The organism is Microcoleus sp. S36b_A4 (genome assembly GCF_036700645.1).
GTDB lineage: Bacteria > Cyanobacteriota > Cyanobacteriia > Cyanobacteriales > Microcoleaceae > Microcoleus.
On the sequence record NZ_JAUBPI010000004.1, the window covers coordinates 25,091 to 48,983 of the forward strand.

Here is a 23,893-nt window from a genome sequence, read left to right on the forward strand (position 1 = left end):
TACTCACCCAAGGCCACTCCGCCGATCTAATGTTTCAATCCCTGATAGGGAGTTTGGTTAATTGCGGCTTAGACCTGCCACTAGACAGATCAAAATTGCGAATGTTTCAATCCCTGATAGGGAGTTTGGTTAATTGCGGCTTTTTCTAGAAAAGTGAAAAAGCTTCTGATTTCTTGTTTCAATCCCTGATAGGGAGTTTGGTTAATTGCGGCTTCACAAGTTGTAGATGGCGCGCTGATCACTTTAGTTTCAATCCCTGATAGGGAGTTTGGTTAATTGCGGCAGCCCGTTCCAGAAGCTTTGCTGTATTTGGTTTTCAAGGTTCATTTGCGTCTGCATAAAACAAAAGTACCATTTCAGCCTTCGACGTGTCAATACCCAACTTTTCATACAGCCATCAAACCCTTGTCCTGCATAGATTCCAGCGATTGCGTCTACCATTTTTAAGCTTGAAGTGCCTCTAACCCTTAGAGCATATACATTATAGCCCCAAAATTTAACACCTCGATTTTTACACCTAGGCATAGACGCATTTTCCACCCAAAAACAGACATCAAGCGAATCACCACTTACCTAAAGCCCCCCAAACAGTACCCGAAACCACCCCCCAAATTGCCCCCAAACCAGCCCCCACGATCGCCCCCGCCACAGGCCCCAACTCCACCGGCACCCCAGCGTTAACAGCCGGAAACATCGCAGACACCCCCGCCCCCAACACAGTACCCGCAAAAGTCCCCAAAAAACTGCCCCAAATCGCCCCCAAACTCCCACCATTGACACCCGAAGGCTGAAACGAAATCGGCAACTTCGGCGCAAACCCGCAAAAACCCAACAAACCCCCAGAAACCACACCCCCAACAGAACCCACACCAGCCGCCACGATCGCCACACCCAGCAACAAACCAGCAAACTCATTCACCGGCCGCATCTGGACACCGTATTGCTGCCAAACCACCAGCCCAGCCCCCAAAAGAACACCAGCCAGAGTCCCCACAAACGAGCCCCAGACCGCCCCCAAATACCCTCCCCGCCGGCCCCACACCCTCCCCATTGGCAGCGCCAGAGGAGGCTGAAAAGTTGCCCAAACACAGCCCCAGAGAGCACCAACCCCCGCCCCAGCCAAAATCCTCTCCCCGATTCCCGGAGTGCTATTGATCGCGCCAAACACCGCACCGCCGATCGCCGCCAATAAAAAAGCCCCCCAAGACGCCCCCACCAAAACTCCGCCCCACTTCCGCCAAATCTGATTCGGCGGCAAAGTGAAAACCCCCCACATCACCCCAAAAAAACAGCCCCAGATCGAACCAACAAAAATCGCCCCCAAAATAGCACTGCCGCCCTCAGCTATTGCCGAATAAATCCCCCCGATCGCAGCCAAACACAAACTACCCCAAACACCTCCCCAAGCAGCATCCTGAAAAATGCGCTCAAACTTGCCCACCGGAAGCTGAGGCGCCGGAGTCCGACTCCGAGAAGACATCGGCATCGGTAGCAACGGCACTGCGTACTGGCCGAGGGGGCGCGAAAGCCCCGTGGAGGGCTGTTGCCGACGCATTGCGGGCTGGGGTACGACGGGCGGTGGTTGGGGCTTTTTACGCTTGGTTTTCGCGGGCTGCAAGTGCAATCCGTGGCTGATTGCTTGCCGCGAAGGAAACGGATCGCGCCCTTTCAGGAGTTTTGCCCGATCGCACCAAGGGCACCGACTGAGATGATTTCCGTATTTATGCTGACTATTTCTGCTGCAAGTTACTAAAGCATCTTCGGCTTCCCGAATCGCATTCACCCAAGTTTTCGCATCCGGGCGCGCCGCAGGATTGCTGTGCCCTTCCTCAAAACAGCGGATAAACAGTTGCCGCAGCCGGGGATGCAGCATCTCGAAAGGAGGCGCAGCGGGCATCGGGCGGTAGGGAATCCGTTTCGTACCTGTAGGGAAATGGCCCGATCGAATTCTCGCTTCCAAAGACGGTGGTTCATCGCTACCGAGATAAACTCCCGAAAACGGATGCGTACCTTCCATCAGCAATTGAAAAATTAATACCGCTAAACCGAACAAATCGTGCTCTGGAGATCGATCAATATCGCGGAAAGTCTGCCCCTGCAACTCCGGCGGCGTAAACTCGGGTTTCCCCACGGGACACCGATAAACGTAACCCGTATAAGGATCGCGGACTTGAAACGAATCCGTGTCTACCAGCGTTACCAACGCCGTATCCGTGACGAGAATGTTCGACTCGTTTACGTCACCGATGACGTAACCCCTGACGTGGAGGGCATTTACAGCCGAGGCGAGATTTCTGGCGGTACGGTGGAGGTAAAGATAGCTAAATAGCGGTTTTTGTTCGCGCCTGGTTTTGGGAGTGTAGAAAGTGTGTACCGGCATCACTTTGTTGACGCGCGGCATCACAAAACCGACGATTTTTTCTCGCCCGCCGACAGTATGCAGCAAATCGATCGGCCAAGCAATGGAAGCGTGTCCCGGTTCCGCGATCGGTGCATCCGGCGGCATACTGAACATGACTGTGAGTTTGTCGCCGTCTTCGTCTGTCGGTTTGTGGTAGATTTTTGCTACAAGGGACGAGTCTTGGGCGATCGGGTAGATGCGACCTTCACCCCCACTGGCGATCGCGGTTTTGGTGTCGATCGCAATCAGTTGTCCGCTAAATTGGCGCTGCAACTGCATAGAATTCCGTTATGGGATACAGGATTTGGAAGCCATCACTTAATAAATTTGACTTGCCCATTAAATCTTACCCTTCTTATGACTTAGGCACGGGTGAGGAGAGACCGAGTTTTTCACCAAAAGACGCATTGCAGCCCGCAGATTCGGTAAAAAACCCGATTTCTTGGGTGGGAGTCGGTAAGCCCTGTTGCTGTTAGTGGGATGGGCGTCCCGCCCGTCCGCGCTATCCAAATTAAATATGAACCAGCTTCAAATCCACCGATAATAACAACATTTTATCCTCAATTTTTTGTCTGACGGCCGGTGTCACCTGACAATTATCGCTGTTGAGGCATTCCACCAGCAAGTTGTGGGCATAATAATACTGTTGCAGCAAAGTTTTCTGTTGGGGGCCCAAATATAAATTGTAGCCGATCGCAGTTTTGAATTTTGCCAGCCAAGTGCAACCGCACTCTTTGCGCCACTTTTTCCAGTTTTGCAAATCTGGCATCTCAGTCTGAAATTGTGCCAGCAATTGTTTAAGTTCTGGTTCAATATCCAGCGCCCAAATGCCAACCAAGATACACGCCACATCCTCATTATCAAAAGCCAATTTCAGAGACTCGTTAGCATCTGCAAATTCTACATTTTTGCCAGCCTTTGCCAAACAACTTCGCAACTTACAAACTTTCGATCTATCAAACTTCAGACTCGGATCGAGGACGCGAGTCAAAGCCAAATCAAGTACGCAAACTAAGGCTACATAAAAAGCGCGAATTTCGACTGGTTTAAAATTCCTTTGCACTAACTGAGACTTGTGATTTGCCCAGATTAGCAACTGCTGCAAAGTTTCATCTTTAGCCACCATACTGTCTAATTTTTGTTGCATCAGCAGCAAAAGTTCGTCAGCAGGTTGCAAAATGCTGACAACTCTCACAAATTCATTTTTCCACTTTTTGTCTGTAATCCGGCTGACCAATTCTGGCAGCGATTCCGGGTTCGCACTGTCAATCACATATTCTGGTTGAGTTTCGCTTTCCTCTAGCAGTTCGTCAACTGCGGTTTTGATAAAGTTATCCACCAACCAGTCGCGGGTACGCGAGAAATTGCTTTCCAACTCTAGGTAATGACCGCCTAATTTGGCCTTAAACTCTTTGGGAAAAATCTCTTTGGCCACTAACATATTTTTCCAGCGAGTTAGCTGGCTGGCGTTGCGTTCGGGAAAGCGGTTGTACAAATAGTCGATCGCGATCGCATCTAGAATATCCGCCCCCAGGATTTCCCGCCGTTTCACCTCGTTTTCGGACCCTATTTGTCGCCCCTGAGTGAGATCCAGATGCTGGCTAACGTTTGGTTCAATCAAGTGCTGAATCAGCCAGTTTCCCCCACGGAAAAAATCGCGATCAAACTCCAAGTAAATCGCGCCAAACAAAGCTTCACCAGTCTCAGAAAAAACTCTATTGTACTCGCTTTCTTCTGTTTCTTTCCCATTCCATACGCCCCAACTGAGTTCGTTTAATTTTAATTTTTGTGCAAAATCCGCAAGTTTTTTAGGTTCTGCTAAACGAGCTTTTAAGGTTGAGATAGCATCGGGATCGAGTTCTGGATATTCGCGGTAGAGGTAATCGCTAACAACAGCAGCGAAAATCGCTCTCCCTAAGAGTGACAGCCGTTTGTACTTAACCTCTTGCCAAGCGGGAGACTCCTCTGGGCGATCGGAGTAATAGCTGGTAGAATAACGGCAATTTAAGGCAATTTCCAGTAGTTTTGTCTGCTGAAAGCTGGGAATGTCGATCGCTGCTTTGACTGCTTCAATATCTACCTTTTTATTTTTTATTAGCTCTAATTCTTCTTCACATTTACCCCACTTTTCCAACCAATCACCGCCCGCATCTTCCACATACAAATCTACAAAATCTACCCCGTAATTCATCCATTCATCCTGCATTTTTCTGGCTGCTTCCAGTTCTTCCCAGACTTTTTGCAAGTTATTTTCAACGGTATGTGTACCTTGTACTGTCATAGTATTTGATTTTGATGTAATTAGATTTTATTTCCAACAATTTCACCGCAATTAAATCAAATCTCAATTCAATTTAGGCCGAGTTGCTAGTTATTTCACCCGATTGATTGCTGCGGTAAATGTTCCCATTGCTTAGCCTTCGTATCAAGCACCTCTTGCCAGTGTCTGGCAAACCCCTCCCGGAGACAGAAAAGGAGAGGAAAAAGCTTGGTCTGTTTTCCCTTTTCCAGAAGCAGTCTGGGGGTTAGGTTTTTGGCTTTGTCGAAAATTGTGCAATAGGTGAGTTAGTCAAATTTTTTTCACCAAGTTTTTAGCAGTCGAACTATTCTCAGCAGCAGATATGCTTGATTTACGGGAACTTGAGGTAACGACCTGCGGGCAAATTATCACTATTATATAATGCAATGTTAACTAACTGATTCAGGAAATTTGCATCGTTTTTATCATAACTTAAAAATAATCCTCTGTCAATCCCCCAATCTTGAAGAGTTTGTTGCCAATTCTGATATTTTTGTTCAGAGAATTCATCGGAAAGAGTTGTGACTTGAATGCAGAGGGGCTGCTGTTGGCGGCTGCTAACGATCGAATCGGTTGCCATAGAAAGATCTGCAACATATCGATACAAAACAGTGCCTTGGCGATCGACAATTCGGGCTGCGATCGCACGAATCACGATATCATCACCCGGATCGAATTTGCCGGCCTTTAGTTTTTGTTTCCAGATATAAAATTTGCGATCGTTTTCGCTCAGCCATTTAGGAAATAGATAGCTATACCAATACCTTTCCCCCGGCGTCATTAACTCAAACGCGGCTTCCTGTTCTCTTTCCGAAGGTAGAGATTGAACTGCCAGCCAAACCTGAGAATCTCGGATAAGCTGCAGCAAAAAAGCCATCACAAATTTTTTAGCCGTTAGCGAACCGGGTTTAATATCTTTCACCCAGCGATTGATTTCATCCAATCTTCTCGCCAAACTCGGATCTATTAGATCTGCGTCGCTAATTAGGGAGTTGAGCTGATCCTTAATCTCTTGTGCTTGCAAATGACGACCTACTGTACAAACTAAAGCAGAATTGTTGACACCTCGATTTTATTATAGAACCGCGCCAAATTTTCACCGCTGATGAGGTTGAACGCATTAGACTTGTTGCAAAATTCAGAATCGGAAATTTTTAATCGCAAATCAACGCCAATCCACGCAGAGGGGTGTTGGCTTTGGCAAAATGTCTATCAAAATGTCTATTTTTAATTTTCCTGTGCCTCCGAACTCGAAAAAGTTGCTAACAATAATGTTAAGTCATCATCGGTGCGTTCGGAAACACGGGGCGATCGCAAAAATGACTCTAACTGCTGTTTCGCATCTTCCTCTTCTTTCCACTCGCCAGAAAACCGAAACAAAGGCGCAAAAAACGGCCCATGCGGCGTGCCTTCCGGGATTTTGAGGGCTAGCATTTGCAAGCCGTCGGAAAAAACGGCCAAGTGTCGCAGTTTTTCCCGCAGTACCTGAAATTGCGCTGTTTCTATCGCATTCGGCGAAATCAAAAAGATAGTTTCGTTGATGTATTCGCCGCAGGGAGGTACAGTCAGGGCGATCGCATTTCCTGCACTATCACCTGCTACCGCCGCACCGTCGCCGATTTGAGCAACTGCGATTAATTCCGGCGTAGCAACAACCGCAATTAAAGTGCAGGCTAAATCTCTCGCCGCCACTTCCCGCACTGCCGCTTCAGCTTCCACCTGTGCCCGCGCAACTTGCAGTGATGCTGTCAAGAATACCTGCCATTCATCGTCATTTTCAGGCAGCCTTTCCTGTTGCTGGCAAATCGTTTCAACAACCGCTTCCACAGCAATTTTTGCTCCAACTTCTGCGAGTGCTGCGGAACCCGCACCATCGGCAACCGCTGCCGCTAAAACACCGTTTGGCAAGAGACGCCAGCAGTGGGCATCTTGACAAGGCTGCGATCTTTTTTCGTGGCTCGTACCTATCACCGATGCCGCTACAACTTGCCAATTAAAGGATGAATTCTGCATTAATAACTCTTTAACTCAAAACTTCGTAAATTCACAACTCTGCAAAGTCTGAACGGGTTTATTTATCCCTAATTACAGCACTTTTCTGGGTTCGTAGGTACTAGCCATTCTAGGGACACGACAGTGCCGTAGGGACACGGCACTCTTACTAATGACCAATGACTAATGACTAATGACTAATGACCAATGACCAATGACTAAGGAGTAATGACTAATACCTAAACAGTTCCCCATCCGGGTGGTGGCAGTGCTACTTGTTCATCAATTTTTGAGTGAGAAACCCTCTGCATACTAGCCGAAAGCCAGATGAACATCTCTCTAAAGTCTAGTCCTCTCAACTTTACAGGCGTGCGCTCGACAATTTGCGCCAGACGGGTGATATTAGCACCTTCCACTCCGACTGCAAAAAATGCCACGCGCTTATTAATTTCTTCCTCTTTAATCCGCTGTGCTGCTATTTCCACAACATCGTCTGATTCACCTTGAGGTTCGCCGTCGGTAATCATAAATACCCACGGGCGGTAGTAGGTAATGCCGTTGTTGCGGTATTCGGATTTGCGGGCCGCAATGGTATCTAATGCTAGCTGAATCCCTGCGCCCATGTGGGTTTGTCCTTGAGCTGTCAGCAGTGGCGTCTCGAACTGGTCGGCGGTCACGAAGTCTTGCACGACCTTGATATGATTGTCAAATGAAATAATCGCGACTTCGACTCGCTTTTTAGCTAGTTCGTCTTTAATTAGGTCATTCCTAAAAATTTCCAGCCCCTCATTCAAGGCATCTATGGGTGCGCCTTGCATGGAGCCGGAGGTGTCCAGCAGGAGGACGCAGGGACAGCGCGGCTCTGGGTTTTCGGCAAATTCTACGGCTTCGTCTAGTCTCATGGTTCGGGGTTGACCTGGGAGTGGCTCGATTTCTAGGTTTGTTACTTTACTGTATCAAGTCAGTAACAAATTTAAGTGCAAATTGCTAGGGCGATCGCATTTTACCACTTACCTGAATCGATTTTTGATTTTTGATTGTATATTTTAGATTTGAGAATTGGATGTCTGCCGTCACAAAAACAAATTTCTTCCTGCCTGTGGTAATATAGACTAATAGTATTACTGCAAAATAAGGATAAATCTTATGATTGCAACAGTCACGCAAAAATTAACCTTTGACCAATTCCTTGTAGAATGTCCAGAAGATGGACTCTATGAACTGGTAAATGGAGAAATTGTAGAGATGAATTCCACAAGAAATCATGAGGATGTTGCTGATTTTACCTCTGACTCATTTAAAGATGAAATTAAACGGCTAAGTTTAAATTATGTAGTCAAAAATACCGCCGTTATCAGAACTGTAAGTAAAACCGGCATCGAACAAGGGCGGAGGCCGGATGTCAGCGTCATCGATCGCGATTTGTGGCGATCGAACCGTTCTGCTTATGCTGCATTGCGGGAACCAATTCAATTGGCAGTGGAAGTGACATCAACAAATTGGGAGGACGATTATATAGACAAATTGGACGAGTATCGGCGCCTCCGAGTTCCTGAGTATTGGATTGTCGATTATTTAGCAATTGGCAGCAGGGAATTTCTGGGAAATCCCAAAGTTCCAACTGTATTTGTTCACCTTTTGGATGCAGATGGCAACTATCAAAGAAGCGCGTTTAAAGGCAGCGAACGAATTGTGTCGCGGACTTTTCCCGAATTAACGTTGACAGCAGAAGAGGTGATGAATGTTTAACTTCCGTTAATCCAGCTAGTCAGACTATTCTCCATAAACAATCACTAAAAATATGAAATCTATTTCTGATAAAAAACTTTCTAATCAAAAAGCTATGAGTCCTTGGAGTTACAAACCTTGGTGGTGCCAGCCTTGGTCGATTCTTTTAACTGGTACTAGCCTGATCAGCGGTAGTTGGTTTTTATTAAAAACTGTTTGGATAACTGTTTTAGTCGCGATTCCTTTATTAGCTTGGATGGGTTTTTTCTTGTTAGTTTGGCCGAGGTTGATGCTGTCTGGCGAAGTTTTGGATTCTGATGCAGATTAGGTTTTAGTGGCGCGCACCCTATGTTTACCGCTTAACCCCACACTCCGGCAGGGATTTAAACCCCTGCCGGAGTGTGGGTGTTGCCTTAAGTTGAGACCAATGGTTTGGGCGGTGCGCGGTACACACCCTACGTTGTAAGTAAGGTGTACACTGCACGCCCTAAACATAGGGTGTTTCGCAGTCTAATTTTGCGGGTAATAGTCTTGAATTGCTTTTACTTCCATCGGGTGGGATTTGAGCGATCGAATTCCCGCTGCTGTCGCTTTGGCACCGGCTATTGTGGTAATAATCGGGATTTTGTAAGTCAAAGCTGTGCGGCGGATAAAGATGCCGTCGGATCGAGATTCTTCGCCGGAAGGTGTGGTGATAATTAGTTGAATTTTCTCATTCTTGATCGAATCCAACAAATTCGGCCGCCCTTCGTGCAGTTTCAATTCCAAATCTACCTCTAAACCTTGCTCTCGCAAAACTTTGCGTGTTCCGTGAGTTGCGACTACTCTGAAACCCAATTCTAAGAATTCCTTGACAACGGGTACAACTGCTAGTTTGTCCCGATCGCGCATCGAAACCAACACAGTTCCCAACAGCGGCATCATTTGTCCAGCACCTAATTGAGCTTTGGCAAAGGCTTTGCCAAAATCGGTGTCAATTCCCATGACTTCGCCGGTCGATCGCATTTCTGGCCCTAACAAGGTATCAGTTCCCGGAAACTTAGCAAAGGGCAATACAGCTTCTTTTACCGAAACATGAGTGGGTATAATTTCTTCAGTAAAACCCAAAGCTTCTAGAGTTTTGCCAGACATGACTCGCGAGGCCATTTTTGCTAAGGGAACTCCGATCGCCTTGGAGACAAAAGGCACTGTTCGAGAAGCGCGGGGGTTAGCTTCCAAAATGAAAACTTCTTCCCCTTGAACAGCAAATTGAATATTCATCAACCCGATGACTTTCAGGGATTTTGCTAATTCTACAGTCCAGCGGCGGATTGTTACCAAAGCTGCATCAGGAAGCGTTTGGTAAGGGATAGAACAAGCAGAGTCGCCGGAGTGGATTCCCGCTTCCTCGATGTGCTCCATAATACCGCCGATCGTCACATTGCCAGTAACATCGGCGATCGCATCGACATCCACCTCGATCGCATTCTCCAAAAACTTATCAATTAAAATCGGATGATCTGGTTCTACTAGCACGGCATAGGTCATGTAACGTTCCAATTCCGTATCGGAATAAACAATTTCCATTGCTCGCCCGCCTAACACGTAACTCGGTCGCACCACTACCGGATAACCGATCCGTTGAGCTACTATTAAAGCATCCTCAAAACTACGGGCTAAACCGTTAGCAGCTTGCTGAATATCCAACTCCCGCAGAATCTTTTCAAATCGCTCCCTGTCTTCAGCAGTATCAATGGAATCCGGCGAAGTTCCCCAGATTTTTGTTTGTACATCGGGGTGATTTTCGAGGGCTTTTTGTAAAGGAAGCGCTAATTTCAGCGGGGTTTGTCCGCCAAACTGAATAATTATTCCTTCCGGATTTTCGGCTTCGATGATGTTGAGAACATCTTCTTTTGTTAGCGGTTCAAAATACAGGCGATCGCTCGTATCGTAATCCGTCGAAACCGTTTCCGGGTTCGAGTTGACCATAATTGTCTCAAAGCCGTCTTCTCCTAGGGAATAGGAAGCGTGACAGCAGCAGTAATCAAACTCAATTCCCTGTCCGATCCGGTTCGGGCCGCCACCTAAAATCATCACTTTTCGTTTGCTAGAAGGCAAAACTTCCGACTCCGGCGCGAGACTGTGGCCTACAGGCGAAATCTTCTTTTCTTCATCGCCCAATTCCCAAATTGCCGCTCCCGCCTCGTAGGTGGAATAATAATACGGTGTAAACGCTTCAAATTCAGCGGCACAAGTATCGACTGTTTTGTAAATCGGAATTACGCCTAACTGTTTGCGGTAAGCACGGACTTGATCTTCCGATGTTTTGGTGGCGTAAGCAATTTGGCGATCGCTAAAACCCAACTGCTTTACTTCAAACATTGTCTCTTTTGTCAACTGTTCCAACCGCGTTCGTTTCAAGAACTTCTCAGTTTCCAGCAATTCCTGCATTTTATCCAAAAACCAAGGGTCGATTGCTGTGAACTCGAAGATATCTTCCACCGACATTCCCATCATCATCGCGTGGCGAACTGTAAAAATGCGATCGGGATTTGGCGTCCGCAATCCGGCGCGAATTTGTTCCAAACTCGGCAACTTTTCCGGTTTGTCGCACCCGAAACCTGCGCGGCCGGTTTCCAATCCCCGCAGGGCTTTTTGGAAGGATTCGTTGAAGCTGCGCCCGATCGCCATTACCTCCCCAACAGACTTCATTTGCGTTGTCAGAGTCGGTTCGGAACCGGGGAACTTTTCAAAAGCAAATCGGGGAATCTTCGTCACCACGTAGTCAATTGTCGGCTCAAAAGACGCCGGAGTTTTCTTGGTGATATCGTTGGAAATTTCGTCTAGGGTGTAACCTACCGCTAATTTTGCCGCCATTTTGGCAATAGGGAAACCAGTTGCTTTCGAGGCCAAGGCGGAGGAACGGGAAACCCGAGGGTTCATTTCAATAACGATGAAATCTCCGTTGACAGGATTGACGGCAAATTGAATATTGGAACCGCCGGTTTCAACTCCGATCTCGCGAATAATTTTCACCGAAGCATCTCGCAGGCGCTGATATTCTTTGTCTGTGAGAGTTTGCGCCGGGGCGACGGTGATAGAATCGCCGGTGTGGACGCCCATCGGGTCGAGATTCTCGATCGAACAAATAATCACTACATTATCTGCCAAATCCCGCATTACTTCCAGTTCGTACTCTTTCCAACCAATCAAAGATTGTTCGATCAAAATTTGCGATACTGGACTGGCATCAATCCCGCCTTGTGCCATTTCTTCAAACTCTTCTTGATTGTAAGAAATGCCGCCTCCCGTGCCGCCCATTGTAAAAGCAGGACGAATAATTAACGGATAACTGCCGATTTGGTGACCAATTGCTTTGGCTTCGTCGAGAGTGTTGGCAATTCCAGAAGGGCAAACAGCGACCCCAATTCGCGCCATCGCTTCCTTAAATAATAGCCGATCTTCTGCCATTTCAATTGCTGGCAACTTAGCCCCAATCAACTCGACGTTGTATTTTTCTAAAACGCCATTTTTAGCCACGGCAACTGCTAGATTTAGCGCGGTTTGGCCGCCCATAGTCGGTAAAATTGCTTGAGGTCTTTCTTTAGCGATAATTTGTTCGAGGATGACCGGCGTTAGAGGTTCGATGTAAATGCGATCGGCAGTTTCCGGATCGGTCATAATCGTTGCTGGGTTGGAATTAACCAACACTACTTCAAAACCTTCTTCTCGCAAAGCTTTGCAAGCTTGGGTTCCTGAATAGTCAAATTCGCACGCTTGACCGATAACAATTGGGCCGGAACCAATAAGAAGAATCTTTTTTAAGTCTTGACGACGGGGCATAGGTTCGTAATTAGTAATTGGACAAGGTGGAGGATTAATTTGATATTTTGCATCAGTCTTAGAAACAGGCTTTCTAAGCTGTTCCCCCCAAAGCTTACTCAAAATAGTGCAAGTTTTGTTGTTAATTTGAAATTGTGCACCATTCTCAGCATTTTGGAAGCAGAACCTCGCAACTCCGGCCCACAGACACCCCCAGCTAACCAGAAATATTGATGAGAAAAGGGTGCAGTCGATCGGTAAATCAAGACTATTTTAAGTGTTGCGGTCAAATCGTGTTCTAAAATACACAATCCCTGTATTCCGCCTAATTAATGATTGTAGGGACACTCCAAGAACCCTTCTTCGTGTCAACTTAACGTCTAACCCAATCACAGACTGTTGTTTGAGTATTAAATCTAGAGCCCCCCTAGCCAAGGGCGGGCACGGGGGTACCGCCCCTACGAAGGGGGGGACAAGAGTCTTCTCAAAGTCCCCCAACAACCAGGGGGATTTAGGGGGATCTAGAATTAGCTAAAAGCGAGACTTATCAATGGTTTCAGGCGATTGTTGACACGACAAAAGGCACGGTTTCCCTACCGTATTTAATCCAATTTTTAGGCTTTGCGCGATCGGCGAATGAGTACGCTAATCACTTGTCCCGTCTGTGCACATCGCTGTGGCGGGCTCCAATCCCCGACGGCGGCAAATCCCAGTCGGTACAAGGTATGGATGGTTTCTAACACAGCGGCGCGGGAACCGAGAACCGTGATCCGCACGACTTCCTGTTCCGATAATGCTGAGGCGTCATTTGGACGCGCGGACAAGTTATCGTCAGGTACGAATTCCTGTGACATAATATGGTCTCCTGGCTTTTGGTTTTCTAGGAAAACCCAAAAACCCAGCCGCCCCGCACGTTAACACAGAGCAGGGCGGCTACAGAGAATGTTAAAATTCTCAACTAGCCTCCAGACTGGTTAGCTCAGTTTGGCGGTTAGCTGTCCATTGCTGTTGGTAGCAGCTTTGGGCAGTGCAACTAGATTTTTGAGCGACGCGGGCTGCTTTCTCTTCGAGCAAAGCAGCCTTAATTTCACAGCGTAGCCGCAGATGGGGGCCGCCGTCAATCGATTTTAGATTTTAGATTTTAGATTTTAGATTGAGATTTTCCTGCAACAACTCTCCGGTCTGTCCCACCCTCCGCTTCTCCCACTCTCCCCCTCTCCCGTCTCTCCCTCTCCCTCAATCCAACCTACTAGATGAGGGAATGCGCCGAGGAAGAGGTAAAATATGGAATCGTTCCAAAAGCTTAAAATCAAAAATCTGAAATACAGATATGCCTAGAACTCAAGTGCGAATATTCCGTGCACCTGCTGCTTGAGGGCAACCACATCAATTTTAGATTTTAGATTTCACATTGTCCTCCAACAACTCTCTCCATCTCCTATGCCTAGAACACCCAGCGAATATTCCGTGCACCTGCTGCTTGAAGGCGGCCATCGCGAAGAAGTGCGTTTCGCAACGCTGCAAGATTTTCAAAAGTGGTACAGCAGTACGCTGGTGCCGAAACAAGATTCAAGAGAATTTCTTAACGTCCCGATTAAAAATATTCAAGGCGAATACATGGTAGTTCGGCCTACCAGCGTTCTCGCAATTCGCGTAGAACCGATATTTACTTCTAGCGTCGAACGATACGATGAATAAGGAAAATAATCAATTAAGTAGGGAAGATTGGAAATTGAGCAAGATTTTTCGCTATCAGCTATTAGCGATCGCCTGTTGCGTTTTGGCGATCGCTTTTTCGGTGCCCGCCGTTGCAGTTCCATCGCTGCAACCAATGAGTGTAAATCAATTACAAGCGAGTGAGTCAGAGTCGATCGCCTTTGACGCTCAAATCTGGGGCGCAAATGGCAAACCGGGCGATAAAGAATTGCTGTTAAAGTCGATCGACCACAGCCTCCGCTATCTCAATACATCGGCCGCCGCCACTGCTTACAGCCGCTATCCAGTAGCAGGAGTTACGCGCGATCGAGTCCGCCGTTCCCTCGATCGATTCCGCCAATTAGTTGTCAGTTCCACCACCCCATCACAACTTCAGGAATCTGTCAAGCGCGAATTTGTCTTTTACAAATCCACGGGCAAAGATGGCAAAGGAACAGTCGCATTTACAGGTTATTTCGAGCCGACTTACGCAGCATCTCGCACGCCTAATTCCGAATACCGTTATCCCCTGTACCGGATGCCGCCCAACATGGCATCTTGGCCGAAACCTCACCCGACAAGATTGCAATTAGAAGGCGCAGATGCTTTGCAGGCAAGTAAAGGATTGCTGCGAGGATTAGAATTAGTTTGGTTGCGCGATCGATTCCAAGCATTTCTCGTGCACGTCCAAGGTTCTGCGAGATTGCAACTAACAGATGGTAGCGAGATGACCGTCGGTTTTGCAGGCAAAACCAATCACAGTTATACAGGTGTCGGGCGAGAATTAGTTAAAGACGGAAAGTTTACTTTAGAAGAGTTAAATTTGCCGAAACTAAAGGAATATTTCACCAACTTTCCCGCAGATATGAACAAATATTTGCCGAAAAATGAAAGCTTTGTATTCTTCCGGGATACTAATGGAGTTCCAGCCACAGGAAGCATTGGAGTGCCAGTAACTGCCGAAAGGTCGATCGCCACCGACAAAGCCTTAATGCCCCCCGGTGCACTAGCATTAATTAGTACAAAACTCCCTTACCCGAATGCGGCGGGACAACTCGAACAAAATGCCGTGAATCGGTACGTTTTGGATCAAGATACGGGCGGTGCAATCAAAGGCGCGGGGAGAGTTGACGTATTTATGGGAACGGGGGATTTAGCGGGCGATCGGGCCGGTTATATCAACTCAACAGGAGAACTGTATTATCCGCTTTTAAAGTAGATTAATTCTAATTAATTAATTCTACTTCATGTGATTGTTCGCGGTGCATCGCAATCCCGGACACGGCATTGCCGTGTCCCTACAGATATCGCGGACAATCTATATGTAATCCAAGTTTTGATAATTGCTATAAAATAGAAAATACCCCACCCTCTCAACCTCACAAATGCTCAACAAAATTCTGCAATTCTTCAAACGACTAATTCAGCGGCTGTTCGGAACCCCAACCCCACCCACCCCACCGCCGGGAAATACCCCCATCCGCCCAACCGTAACTGACGCGGAATACGAGTCGAAATTCATGGAAATCCTGGAAGGGGTGAATGCTGGCTGGAGTCGAGGCGATGTAGCGGGATTCTTAATCGCAAAACGCCTTAAAGATGGTGAATTGGCTGCTTGGCTGCGACGGTTTGGGGAAAGATTGTTAGAGGGAGAACATGATGATACCGCTGCTACGGATGCGGTGGCATCGCTTCAGGAATTAGCGCAGCGGCTGGTATTGTTAGGTAGAATTGGCAGCGGGGAATTGTCAGAGGTGGCGAGGCAAATTGGGCGGGAGATATTGACACGGTTTCCGCTGCCGGAGGTTGAGGAGGAGGATACAAAGGGGAGGGTGATTGAGGCGGTGTTTGTTGGGGATGGTTTGGGTTTTTCTGGGGAATTGAACCGCAGAGGCGCTGAGGCTGCGGGGGAAGAATTGGAAGTTAATGTAGAGGCTGAGGCGTGGTGCGATCGAGGGAATGAGCAGTATAATTTAGGAAGATTTGAAGATGCGATCGCATCTTATACCCAGGCAATTGCTCTCCAACCAGACTATCACGATGCTTTGCACAACCGAGAGGTAGCGCAACGTAAGTTAGGCGAAATTCAATAGGCGAACTCGCTTGTATCCAGAATTTTTGCTAGGGATTGCGATCGGCATGATACTATTAAGAATTAAGCGCAGTTTCCGTCGCTAATTATCATACAGTGAAAATAGGAGTTTTAGGACTGAAGTCCTCACTAGAAACTTAATTGATAAGAGGTGCATGGCGCACCCTACAATAGGTTTATACTATTAGGATTAATCCCAGATCCTTGCATCCCAAACCCAAATCGAATGACACAAGTAATCGGCATTGACTTAGGCGGAACCGCAATTAAACTCGGCAGATTTAGCGAAGACGGCATTTGCCACCAATCCTTAACTGTCCCAACCCCTCAACCGGCAACGCCAGAAGCAGTTTTAGCTACAATGACCGATGCTATTTTACAACTGAATCCGACCGAAAATGCTGTAAGTGCGATCGGCATCGGCACTCCAGGCCCCGCAGATGCCACCGGCCGCATAGCCAGAGTAGCAATTAACCTCAAAAACTGGCATAACGTCCCCCTCGCTGACTGGTTAGAAGCTAAAACCGGACTGCCGACAATATTAGCAAATGATGCCAACTGTGCCGGATTGGGAGAAGCTTGGTTGGGTGCAGGAAGGCACTTTAAAAATCTAATTTTACTAACTTTAGGTACAGGAGTCGGCGGTGCAGTTATCTTAGACGATAAACTATTTGTAGGTCATCAAGGCGCGGCCGGAGAACTAGGATTGATTACTATAAATCCCGACGGCCCGGAGTGCAACAGCGGCAATCGCGGTTCTTTAGAACAGTATGTTTCGGTGCAAGCCATTCGCCGGGAAACGGGTTTGGAACCTATAGAATTAGCAAATTTAGCTAAGTCTGGAGATGCCCAAGCTTTAGAATTTTGGCAAAATTACGGGAGCTATCTGGGTATCGGTTTGGCAAGTCTCATTTATATTTTGACGCCGGAAGCTATTATTATCGGCGGTGGAATTAGTGCAGGTGCAGAATTTTTCTTGCCGAAGGTTCGAGAAGAAATTGAGCAACGTGTACTGCCGAGTTCTCGCGAAGATTTACAGTTATTGGTGGCTGAATTGGGCAATCAAGCAGGCATGGTAGGGGCAGCAAAATTAGCTTGGCAGCTTGTTCAATAGTTAAAATTTAAAAAAGCAGCGCATTTTACTGCGCTTTTTTAATATCTAAAACTAGGGTGCCACCTAAGCACTTTAGCTAAAAAAAATAAAATGAATGTGAGGAGTTACTAAACATAGCCTCCGTTCATCCTTCATTGTTCATGCTTCTAACTAATGACTAATGACTAATGACTAATTACTGCTTCATGGCAGAGATTGTCCAGTCGTATTTTTAATGTATTCCTGAATTTCTTGATAAGTTTCCGGGTTGTTTTGGCGGAGGATAATAATATTAGTTGCGCTGTCAGGCAGGCAAAAGCTTAGCCGACCGTTCTGTTCGCAAGCAAAAGAGCTAATTCGACTCATATCGATCGCAAATTCTTTGCGGTCATAATGAATTTTAATCCACGAACCTCTCGAATTGCGATCAATGGTTTTTTTGAGGTAATCGAGAACTTGCTTGTAAGCCTCATAATTGCCTTGGGGATTGAGGATAATCGGCTGACTGCTATTAGGCAGCCAAAAGGTGAGACGCTTGTTATCCAGTTCGCTAGAAAAAGCACTAATAGTGTCAAGGTCAATTATGTATGTACTTTTCTCATAAGTAATTTTGCTCCAATAAGCCACAAAGCCTCCTCAAACCTGTGTTTCCTGGTATTTTAGGATAGTTTGACAACTCCTACCATTTTAGATTTTAGATTGTAGATTTTAGATTGGGCATGACTGATGACTATCTGGGCTGGGAAGTTGCCTAAAGTTGCATTTTTTTGGGAAACTGGTATCACCCTTGAAATCCGTAAAAAGTTAAGTAAAAATATCAAATTTTTACCTTCTGCTTTCTGCCTTCCGCCTTCTGCCTTCTGCCTTCTGCCTTGCGGTACTAGCCCCCCAGCCCTAGTATAGGGGTTGGGGGGTGAGGTCTTTCACTCGTTGAGAATGCTGCCCGATATCTAGTCCGATAAGTGCGACCCCTATCAAATCCTATTGGTCTGTTGGGCGGGTTTTGTAATGTCCATTGTCGGGGCGATTTGAATATTGTCTACTCTGAACCGCCCCTACAGACATCTAATATATCAGAACTAATCGATCGCACATGATATGAGATCAGTTTGCGACAACTTTCCCAGCCACCAAGTCGCGACCCTCATCTTCTAAAACATCCTGCTTTCCCTGGATGCTAGCGGCCTGGATAAACCCTTGAAACAAGGGGTGGGGGGTGCTAGGTCGAGATTGGAATTCGGGGTGAAATTGGCAGGCTATGAAAAAGGGATGGTTGGGAAATTCGATCATTTCTACTAATCGGCCGTCTGGAGATGTACCGGAGACTGCATAACCTGATTCTAAGAAAAGATTGCGGTAGGCGTTGTTAAATTCGTACCGATGGCGGTGCCGCTCGTAAATCACTTCTTTCTGATAAAGTTTGAAAGCTAGCGTGTCTGGGTTGACACGGCACGGATACAAACCCAGTCGCATTGTACCGCCCAAATCGACTACATCTTGCTGTTCTGGCAATAAATTAATTACCGGATTTGATGTATCCGGGTCAAATTCAGCGCTGTTGGCATCCTCTAGTTGTGCGATGTGGCGCGCCCATTCAATCACAGCACACTGCATCCCCAAACACAATCCTAAAAAGGGTATTTTATGGTGTTTGGCATATTCGATCGCCGCTATTTTGCCGTCCACTCCCCGAACCCCAAAACCTCCCGGTACAAGAATGCCGTTGATATCTTTGAGATAATTATCGAGGTTTCCCGATTCTAAATCTTCTGAGTTAATCCAGTGCAAATTTAGGTCGCAGCCGATCGCAATTGCCGCGTGTCGCAAAGCTTCGACTACCGAAAGATAAGCATCGTTCAACCGCACGTATTTGCCAACTAAAGCAATATCAATTTTGTGATTGGGACTGTAAAGCCTGTTGACTAAAGTTTGCCACTGATGCAAATCTGGCTGGCGATGTTCCATTTGTAGTAAATTGAGCGTTTGTTGGGCCAAACCTTCCTGTTCCATCATCAGGGGTACTTCGTAGATACTTTTAGCATCTTGAGATGTGATGACGCATTCTTCCGGGACGTTGCAGAATTCCGACAATTTCTGTTTCATGCCCAAAGACAGGGGGCGATCGCACCGACAGACTAAAATATCTGGTTGAATGCCGATCGACCGCAATTCCTTCACCGAATGCTGAGTCGGTTTAGTTTTCATCTCCCCAGCCGAAGGAATCCAAGGTATCAGCGTCACGTGCATATACACAACATTTTGCCGGCCGACATCCTTGCGAAACTGGCGAATTGCCTCCAAAAATGGCAAAGATTCAATATCTCCCACTGTTCCGCCGATTTCCGTAATCACGATATCGGGATTAGTATTTTTGGCTACTCGGTGAATTCGCTCTTTAATCTCATTAGTGATGTGCGGAATCACCTGCACCGTACTCCCCTGATACTCGCCGCGGCGTTCTTTGTTGATCACCGCTTGATAAATGGAACCCGTGGTGACGCTATTGAGGCGAGACATGGAAGTATCGGTAAAACGCTCGTAGTGCCCCAAATCCAGGTCAGTTTCCGCACCGTCTTCCGTCACGAAAACTTCTCCGTGCTGAAACGGGCTGAGAGTGCCGGGGTCAACGTTAATATAGGGGTCTAGCTTCAAAATCGAGACAGAATAGTCCCGCGACTTCAATAGGCGGCCCAAGGAAGCACCGACAATACCCTTGCCGATGCTGGAAACCACGCCGCCAGTCACAAACACAAATTTGCTCATAGGATTTTCGACTTTAGATGTTTCAATGTCAGGTCAGACTCAAATGTGACATAGGTAATCCATAAGGGCAACCACGGGGGATTGCCCCCTACACCCATTTGACCAAATTATTGACGATTGTTATGTGCTTGCAACCAAGTTGTCAAATCTGACACACTGGCAAAGTCTAATAGCGCCTCTCCTAAACTCTGTAATTGCTGAGCGGATAACTGAGCGATGCGAGTTTGAATCTCCGGCGACAGCACGCCGACACTGTGCTCCAACTGACGAACAATTAATGTCACATTTCCTTGTTTAATGCCTTGTTCGATGCCTTGTTCGATGCCTTGTCTGATTCCTTGTTCTATCCCGATTCTGGTAGCTTTGGTAATTGCCCCGCGCTGGTCTTGAATAAAAATTTCTCGCCTTTCTAAATCTTCCAATTCATCCGGATCGAGATTCGCTTCATTGGCAATTGCAAAAGCTTTGCGGAGTTCCGGTACATTTCCCAACTCTTCCGGCACAGACCTTAAAGTCCGAGCGGTTTTCATGAAATATATCCACTTGTCAGTCAGAGTCTCTAATTCTGCTAAAGTCTTGTCAAATTTGGGCAACTCAACAAATACAAATTCTAATTCATCCGCCAAATACTCGACCCGATTGTTTTTTTCTTTGATACAAAATCGCGAAATCACTGTTTCCAGATGCTCAAACATTTGGAAATCTGTAATCGTCAAGGCAATCACGGGATTTAATAGATTGTAGTTTTCTCCGCTTTTCAATTGCACTGAGTAAGCTTTGGTAGCATTGTATAAAATCCGCTTTTCAAAGGATTCTACATTCAATACCTGCATTTCAATTATCACTGTTTTGCTGCCACCAATTTTAGCTTTAACATCCAAGTAAGTATCTTTGACTCCTTTGATTTTGGGAGCTAAATAAGGGTCAAGAATTTCTAAATCTTCGATAACTGGCTGCGCTTCGTAGAGGATGGCATTTAAGAAGCTAATCAAAATGTCTTTGCTGTCAGCAGAGCCGAATATTTTTTTAAATGCAAAGTCGGTTTTGGGGTTAATAAAATTCATGGCTTTTTCAATTTATTAGAGATTGAGAGGTTGAGGTTAGAGTTATTTAATTATTTAACTATCATACAATCTTCTAGGTTGGGTTCGCCGACGATCGCCCCAACCGACCTCACCCCAATACGGATGGAAGCCCACAGCAGTCTAGACAAAAGTTCCAGTCCCCGATTAGCGCCTGTGGAGTCAATCAAAAATCAGCCCTACGCGCTCAGTCATTTTTCCCAAAAAGCTAACTCAGGAACGTTTTGCAAAGGGTAAAGTCATGGTAAACAAAGCACCTCAAGTCTGCTAAAAAAACAGCTATGAAGTTTGTCTGCGTTCTATCCCCTCAACGGTTGCTTTGTACTGGTATGGCATTGCTCGCTGCGATCCTCTTCGAGGGCTTCGCTAACGAGTGTAGCGCGTGGCTCGCTCCCAATGCAGCGCGAGCAAAAGATCCTGGAAAAAATTATTCGTCTGTGTCGCCGAAAATCATCGCTAGTAACGATGTTAATTGCAATGGCGGACGATCGCCCAAAACTAGCTGTCGAGTCGGCGGTTTGTTCGTCAAAACTCCCAATACTACTCCAGAACAAGTCTTTCCTCTCAAGCAGACTGAAGTTAAAGCCAAAATAGCTGGCAATATCTCCCGCGTCGAAGTTGTTCAGAAGTTTGAAAATCCTTTTCCTGAATCTATAGAAGCTGTTTATGTATTTCCTTTGCCCGACGAAGCGGCGGTGGATGATATGGAAATTAAAATAGGCTCACGAATTATTAAAGCTGATATCAAACGCCGCGAGGAAGCTTTGGAAATTTACGAACAAGCCAGAAAGCAAGGCAGGACTGCTGGTTTGTTGGAACAAGAACGCGACAATATTTTTACTCAGTCTCTCGTTAATATCAAACCAGGAGAAAAAATTGAAGTTACGATTCGCTACACGGAAAGTCTCAAGTTTGCCGGTGGCGATTACGAATTTGTGTTTCCAATGGTGGTTGGGCCGCGTTATATTTCGGGAAATCTGACCCCCCCCTTAGCAAGGGGAGGCTATAGTTCTGCTGCCGATCGCATTAACCCGCCTGTTTTGCCTCCGGGAACGCGATCTGGTCACAATATTGCTGTGTCGGTAGAAATAGATGCCGGAGTTGCGATCGGCGATGTCCGCTCTACTTCCCATCAAATTACAACTGACCGCAGCGGCAATATTGTGCAAGTCCAATTAGCCAATTCAGACACAATTCCCAATAAAGATTTAATTCTGCGCTATCGAGTCGCGGGCGAAAATACTCGGGCAACTATTTTGACTCAATCGGACAAGCGGGGCGGTCATTTTGCTACTTATTTAATTCCGGCTTTAAACTACCAAACTAATGAAATTGTACCTAAAGATGTGGTGTTCCTGATGGATACTTCCGGTTCTCAGCAGGGCGAACCGCTGGCAAAATCTAAGGAGTTGATGCGCCGCTTCATTCAAGGGCTCAATCCCAACGATACTTTTACTATTATTGATTTTGCAAACACTGCTAAAGCGCTTTCAACAACTCCTTTAGCAAATACTCCAGAAAATCGACAAAAAGCAATTAATTATATCGACAAATTGCAGGCTAACGGTGGCAGTGAATTGTTTAACGGCCTTCAAACAGTGATGAATTTTCCGGCGGCGGCAACGGGAAGGCTGCGGAGTATTGTATTAATTACTGACGGTTACATTGGCAATGAAAATGAAGTGCTGGCTCTGGTTCAGCAGAGTCTGAAACCTGGAAATCGACTTTATAGTTTTGGTGTTGGCGGTTCGGTGAATCGGTTTTTGCTCAACCGTTTGGCGGAAGTGGGAAGAGGCACGTCTCAGGTAATTCGTCAAGATGAACCGTCGGCAGAAGCAGCAGAAAAGTTTTTTCTGGAAATTAATAGTCCGGTATTGACTAATATTCAAATTAGTTGGGAAGGAATGGGGGAAAAACCGCAGATTTATCCGATCGCACCTCCAGACTTGTTTGCGAGTGGGCCACTGGTTTTGTTTGGCAAAAAGACCGATCGAACTAACGGCCAACTTCGCATCCGCGGCACTCTTGCGGGCGGCAAAACTTACGAGCAAGTTTTACCTGTTAATTTTGCTCCATCCGGCGGGCGGCAGCGGGAGTCAACATCAGTCGCAGCAACCGCTACGGATTTTGGCAATTCGGGGGTAGCTCAGCTTTGGGGTCGATCGCGAATTAAAGATTTAATGAATCAAATGTTTGGTGGCGAGACTCAATCTCTGGTGGAATCTGTGACTAATACTGCTCTGACTTATCGGTTGCTTTCGGAATACACGGCTTTTGTGGCTGTGAGCGAAGAAGTGCGAGTCGAACCAGATGGATCTCGTCGCCGCGTGCAAGTGCCTGTGGAATTGCCGCAGGGTGTCAGCTATGAAGGTATTTTCGAGTCGGAGGGGGCAGAGCAAACTAGGGGTGGCACTCGCAGCGTTACCTTGACTCCCCGCCCGGCACCGGTGAGTCCAGCTCCTGCTATGCCGCGGCAGCCCGGTTACGGTGAGTCGCAACGCCCGAAGTCTTTGGTCTCTCGCCTCCAAGTAGTTAGCGCCGAAGGGTTGGATGCCGGGGCAATCGCCGCTTTGACTCAATACCTGCAATCGGTTAATCTCCCGGCGGGGGTTAGCGGTGAAACGGTGTGGGAGTTATTGGTACAAGACGGTCGCGTTGCCCGAGTGGCGATAGATACTCAAACCTCGACGCTGCAAGCAACAGACGCCGTAGAAGCTCTCAAGAGGGCCTTGAGTTCCTGGCAACCTCCTGCAGGATTCAAGGGCACGCTGCGCCTGAAGTTGCGAATTACGGTTGAGCCTTAAGGAATGACTTTCTATGTCAAGAAACATTAACTTTTAATTCAAAAATACCGAAAGCGCGATCGCTACCGCGTGGAAGATATAAAATCTTTATTAAGAGATTGCCTTTAAACAGAAAGTGATGTTAATGAAATTTATACCGTTTG

19 protein-coding genes and 1 CRISPR repeat array (1 of these 20 only partly in view) are annotated in these 23,893 nt (G+C 46.7%); of the genes, 7 read left to right on the forward strand and 12 right to left on the reverse strand.

What is annotated here, in order from left to right:
• A CRISPR array of direct repeats spans positions 1-283; the repeat unit is 37 nt; unit sequence GTTTCAATCCCTGATAGGGAGTTTGGTTAATTGCGGC (it extends 3,883 nt beyond the left edge of the window).
• A gap of 279 nt (positions 284-562) precedes the next feature.
• The 5 genes from QUA03_RS02330 to QUA03_RS02350 all read right to left on the reverse strand — a co-directional run bounded on the left by QUA03_RS02330 (position 563) and on the right by QUA03_RS02350 (position 7,594).
• A complete protein-coding gene (locus QUA03_RS02330) occupies positions 563-2,680 on the reverse strand; it encodes a DNA-binding protein (protein ID WP_333209343.1) in 2,118 nt (705 codons plus the stop codon).
• 232 nt (positions 2,681-2,912) lie between these two features.
• Positions 2,913-4,682, reverse strand: coding sequence for an NACHT C-terminal helical domain 2-containing protein (locus QUA03_RS02335; protein WP_333209345.1), 1,770 nt, complete (start codon positions 4,680-4,682; stop codon positions 2,913-2,915).
• Positions 4,683-5,031: 349 nt separating this feature from the next.
• A complete protein-coding gene (locus QUA03_RS02340; RefSeq protein WP_333209346.1) occupies positions 5,032-5,724 on the reverse strand; it encodes a hypothetical protein in 693 nt (230 codons plus the stop codon).
• Positions 5,725-5,927: 203 nt separating this feature from the next.
• Positions 5,928-6,713: a PP2C family serine/threonine-protein phosphatase gene (locus tag QUA03_RS02345; RefSeq protein WP_333209349.1), complete on the reverse strand. Its 786-nt coding sequence runs from the start codon at positions 6,711-6,713 to the stop codon at positions 5,928-5,930.
• Positions 6,714-6,931: 218 nt separating this feature from the next.
• Positions 6,932-7,594: a VWA domain-containing protein gene (locus QUA03_RS02350; RefSeq protein WP_333080292.1), complete on the reverse strand. Its 663-nt coding sequence runs from the start codon at positions 7,592-7,594 to the stop codon at positions 6,932-6,934.
• 244 nt (positions 7,595-7,838) lie between these two features.
• Between QUA03_RS02350 and QUA03_RS02355 the strand changes: the two genes are divergently transcribed.
• Both QUA03_RS02355 and QUA03_RS02360 read left to right on the forward strand, forming a co-directional pair.
• Positions 7,839-8,441: a Uma2 family endonuclease gene (locus tag QUA03_RS02355; RefSeq protein WP_333209351.1), complete on the forward strand. Its 603-nt coding sequence runs from the start codon at positions 7,839-7,841 to the stop codon at positions 8,439-8,441.
• Positions 8,442-8,493: 52 nt separating this feature from the next.
• Positions 8,494-8,748 (forward strand): DUF6737 family protein, encoded by a 255-nt coding sequence (locus QUA03_RS02360; protein WP_333209353.1) that lies wholly within the window; start codon positions 8,494-8,496, stop codon positions 8,746-8,748.
• 182 nt (positions 8,749-8,930) lie between these two features.
• Here QUA03_RS02360 and carB read toward each other — a convergent pair whose 3' ends face one another.
• From carB to QUA03_RS02375, 3 genes are all read right to left on the reverse strand, one after another.
• The gene (carB, locus tag QUA03_RS02365; RefSeq protein WP_333209445.1) at positions 8,931-12,242 is read right to left on the reverse strand and encodes a carbamoyl-phosphate synthase large subunit; all 3,312 of its coding nucleotides are present in this window, start codon (positions 12,240-12,242) and stop codon (positions 8,931-8,933) included.
• Positions 12,243-12,835: 593 nt separating this feature from the next.
• Positions 12,836-13,075, reverse strand: a complete 240-nt coding sequence (locus tag QUA03_RS02370; protein ID WP_333209354.1) for a hypothetical protein — start codon at positions 13,073-13,075, stop codon at positions 12,836-12,838.
• Between the two features lie 120 nt (positions 13,076-13,195).
• Entirely contained in the window at positions 13,196-13,342 is a 147-nt protein-coding gene (locus QUA03_RS02375; protein WP_216670777.1) for a hypothetical protein, read from the reverse strand.
• 319 nt (positions 13,343-13,661) lie between these two features.
• Here QUA03_RS02375 and QUA03_RS02380 point away from each other — a divergent pair, with 319 nt between their 5' ends.
• The 4 genes from QUA03_RS02380 (at position 13,662) to QUA03_RS02395 (ending at position 17,122) form a co-directional block, all read left to right on the forward strand.
• Positions 13,662-13,919 (forward strand): hypothetical protein, encoded by a 258-nt coding sequence (locus QUA03_RS02380; RefSeq protein WP_172192361.1) that lies wholly within the window; start codon positions 13,662-13,664, stop codon positions 13,917-13,919.
• On the forward strand, positions 13,912-15,135 hold the full coding sequence (locus QUA03_RS02385) for a murein transglycosylase A (RefSeq protein ID WP_333209357.1): 1,224 nt from the start codon (positions 13,912-13,914) through the stop codon (positions 15,133-15,135). The genes QUA03_RS02380 and QUA03_RS02385 overlap by 8 nt, the downstream gene beginning before the upstream one ends.
• A gap of 166 nt (positions 15,136-15,301) precedes the next feature.
• Entirely contained in the window at positions 15,302-16,009 is a 708-nt protein-coding gene (locus QUA03_RS02390; RefSeq protein WP_333209359.1) for a tetratricopeptide repeat protein, read from the forward strand.
• 225 nt (positions 16,010-16,234) lie between these two features.
• Positions 16,235-17,122 (forward strand): ROK family protein, encoded by an 888-nt coding sequence (locus QUA03_RS02395; protein WP_333209361.1) that lies wholly within the window; start codon positions 16,235-16,237, stop codon positions 17,120-17,122.
• Positions 17,123-17,305: 183 nt separating this feature from the next.
• Here the strand turns inward: QUA03_RS02395 and QUA03_RS02400 are convergent, their stop codons facing one another.
• The 4 genes from QUA03_RS02400 to QUA03_RS02415 form a co-directional block, all read right to left on the reverse strand.
• Positions 17,306-17,728 carry a hypothetical protein gene (locus QUA03_RS02400; RefSeq protein WP_333080303.1) on the reverse strand — a complete coding sequence of 141 codons (423 nt, stop codon included), beginning with the start codon at positions 17,726-17,728 and terminating at the stop codon, positions 17,306-17,308.
• A gap of 477 nt (positions 17,729-18,205) precedes the next feature.
• On the reverse strand, positions 18,206-19,864 hold the full coding sequence (locus tag QUA03_RS02405; protein ID WP_333209364.1) for a CTP synthase: 1,659 nt from the start codon (positions 19,862-19,864) through the stop codon (positions 18,206-18,208).
• A 107-nt stretch (positions 19,865-19,971) separates the two neighbouring features.
• Positions 19,972-20,928, reverse strand: a complete 957-nt coding sequence (locus QUA03_RS02410; RefSeq protein WP_333209366.1) for an Rpn family recombination-promoting nuclease/putative transposase — start codon at positions 20,926-20,928, stop codon at positions 19,972-19,974.
• A 50-nt stretch (positions 20,929-20,978) separates the two neighbouring features.
• Complete coding sequence (locus QUA03_RS02415; protein ID WP_333209367.1) at positions 20,979-21,116, reverse strand: hypothetical protein; 138 nt, start codon at positions 21,114-21,116, stop codon at positions 20,979-20,981.
• A 111-nt stretch (positions 21,117-21,227) separates the two neighbouring features.
• Between QUA03_RS02415 and QUA03_RS02420 the strand changes: the two genes are divergently transcribed.
• Complete coding sequence (locus QUA03_RS02420; protein ID WP_333209369.1) at positions 21,228-23,750, forward strand: VIT domain-containing protein; 2,523 nt, start codon at positions 21,228-21,230, stop codon at positions 23,748-23,750.
• The last annotated feature ends 143 nt before the right edge of the window (positions 23,751-23,893 follow it).

What these genes read in the sequence shown, in the direction of transcription:
- carB (WP_333209445.1), bottom strand. Translation starts at nt 12,242, where the DNA reads ATGCCCCGTCGTCAAGACTTAAAAAAGATTCTTCTTATTGGTTCCGGC.
- QUA03_RS02345 (WP_333209349.1), bottom strand. Translation starts at nt 6,713, where the DNA reads ATGCAGAATTCATCCTTTAATTGGCAAGTTGTAGCGGCATCGGTGATA.
- QUA03_RS02370 (WP_333209354.1), bottom strand. Translation starts at nt 13,075, where the DNA reads ATGTCACAGGAATTCGTACCTGACGATAACTTGTCCGCGCGTCCAAAT.
- QUA03_RS02335 (WP_333209345.1), bottom strand. Translation starts at nt 4,682, where the DNA reads ATGACAGTACAAGGTACACATACCGTTGAAAATAACTTGCAAAAAGTC.
- QUA03_RS02390 (WP_333209359.1), top strand. Translation starts at nt 15,302, where the DNA reads ATGCTCAACAAAATTCTGCAATTCTTCAAACGACTAATTCAGCGGCTG.
- QUA03_RS02355 (WP_333209351.1), top strand. Translation starts at nt 7,839, where the DNA reads ATGATTGCAACAGTCACGCAAAAATTAACCTTTGACCAATTCCTTGTA.
- QUA03_RS02410 (WP_333209366.1), bottom strand. Translation starts at nt 20,928, where the DNA reads ATGAATTTTATTAACCCCAAAACCGACTTTGCATTTAAAAAAATATTC.
- QUA03_RS02385 (WP_333209357.1), top strand. Translation starts at nt 13,912, where the DNA reads ATGAATAAGGAAAATAATCAATTAAGTAGGGAAGATTGGAAATTGAGC.
- QUA03_RS02405 (WP_333209364.1), bottom strand. Translation starts at nt 19,864, where the DNA reads ATGAGCAAATTTGTGTTTGTGACTGGCGGCGTGGTTTCCAGCATCGGC.
- QUA03_RS02330 (WP_333209343.1), bottom strand. Translation starts at nt 2,680, where the DNA reads ATGCAGTTGCAGCGCCAATTTAGCGGACAACTGATTGCGATCGACACC.
- QUA03_RS02380 (WP_172192361.1), top strand. Translation starts at nt 13,662, where the DNA reads ATGCCTAGAACACCCAGCGAATATTCCGTGCACCTGCTGCTTGAAGGC.
- QUA03_RS02350 (WP_333080292.1), bottom strand. Translation starts at nt 7,594, where the DNA reads ATGAGACTAGACGAAGCCGTAGAATTTGCCGAAAACCCAGAGCCGCGC.
- QUA03_RS02420 (WP_333209369.1), top strand. Translation starts at nt 21,228, where the DNA reads ATGAAGTTTGTCTGCGTTCTATCCCCTCAACGGTTGCTTTGTACTGGT.
- QUA03_RS02395 (WP_333209361.1), top strand. Translation starts at nt 16,235, where the DNA reads ATGACACAAGTAATCGGCATTGACTTAGGCGGAACCGCAATTAAACTC.
- QUA03_RS02360 (WP_333209353.1), top strand. Translation starts at nt 8,494, where the DNA reads ATGAAATCTATTTCTGATAAAAAACTTTCTAATCAAAAAGCTATGAGT.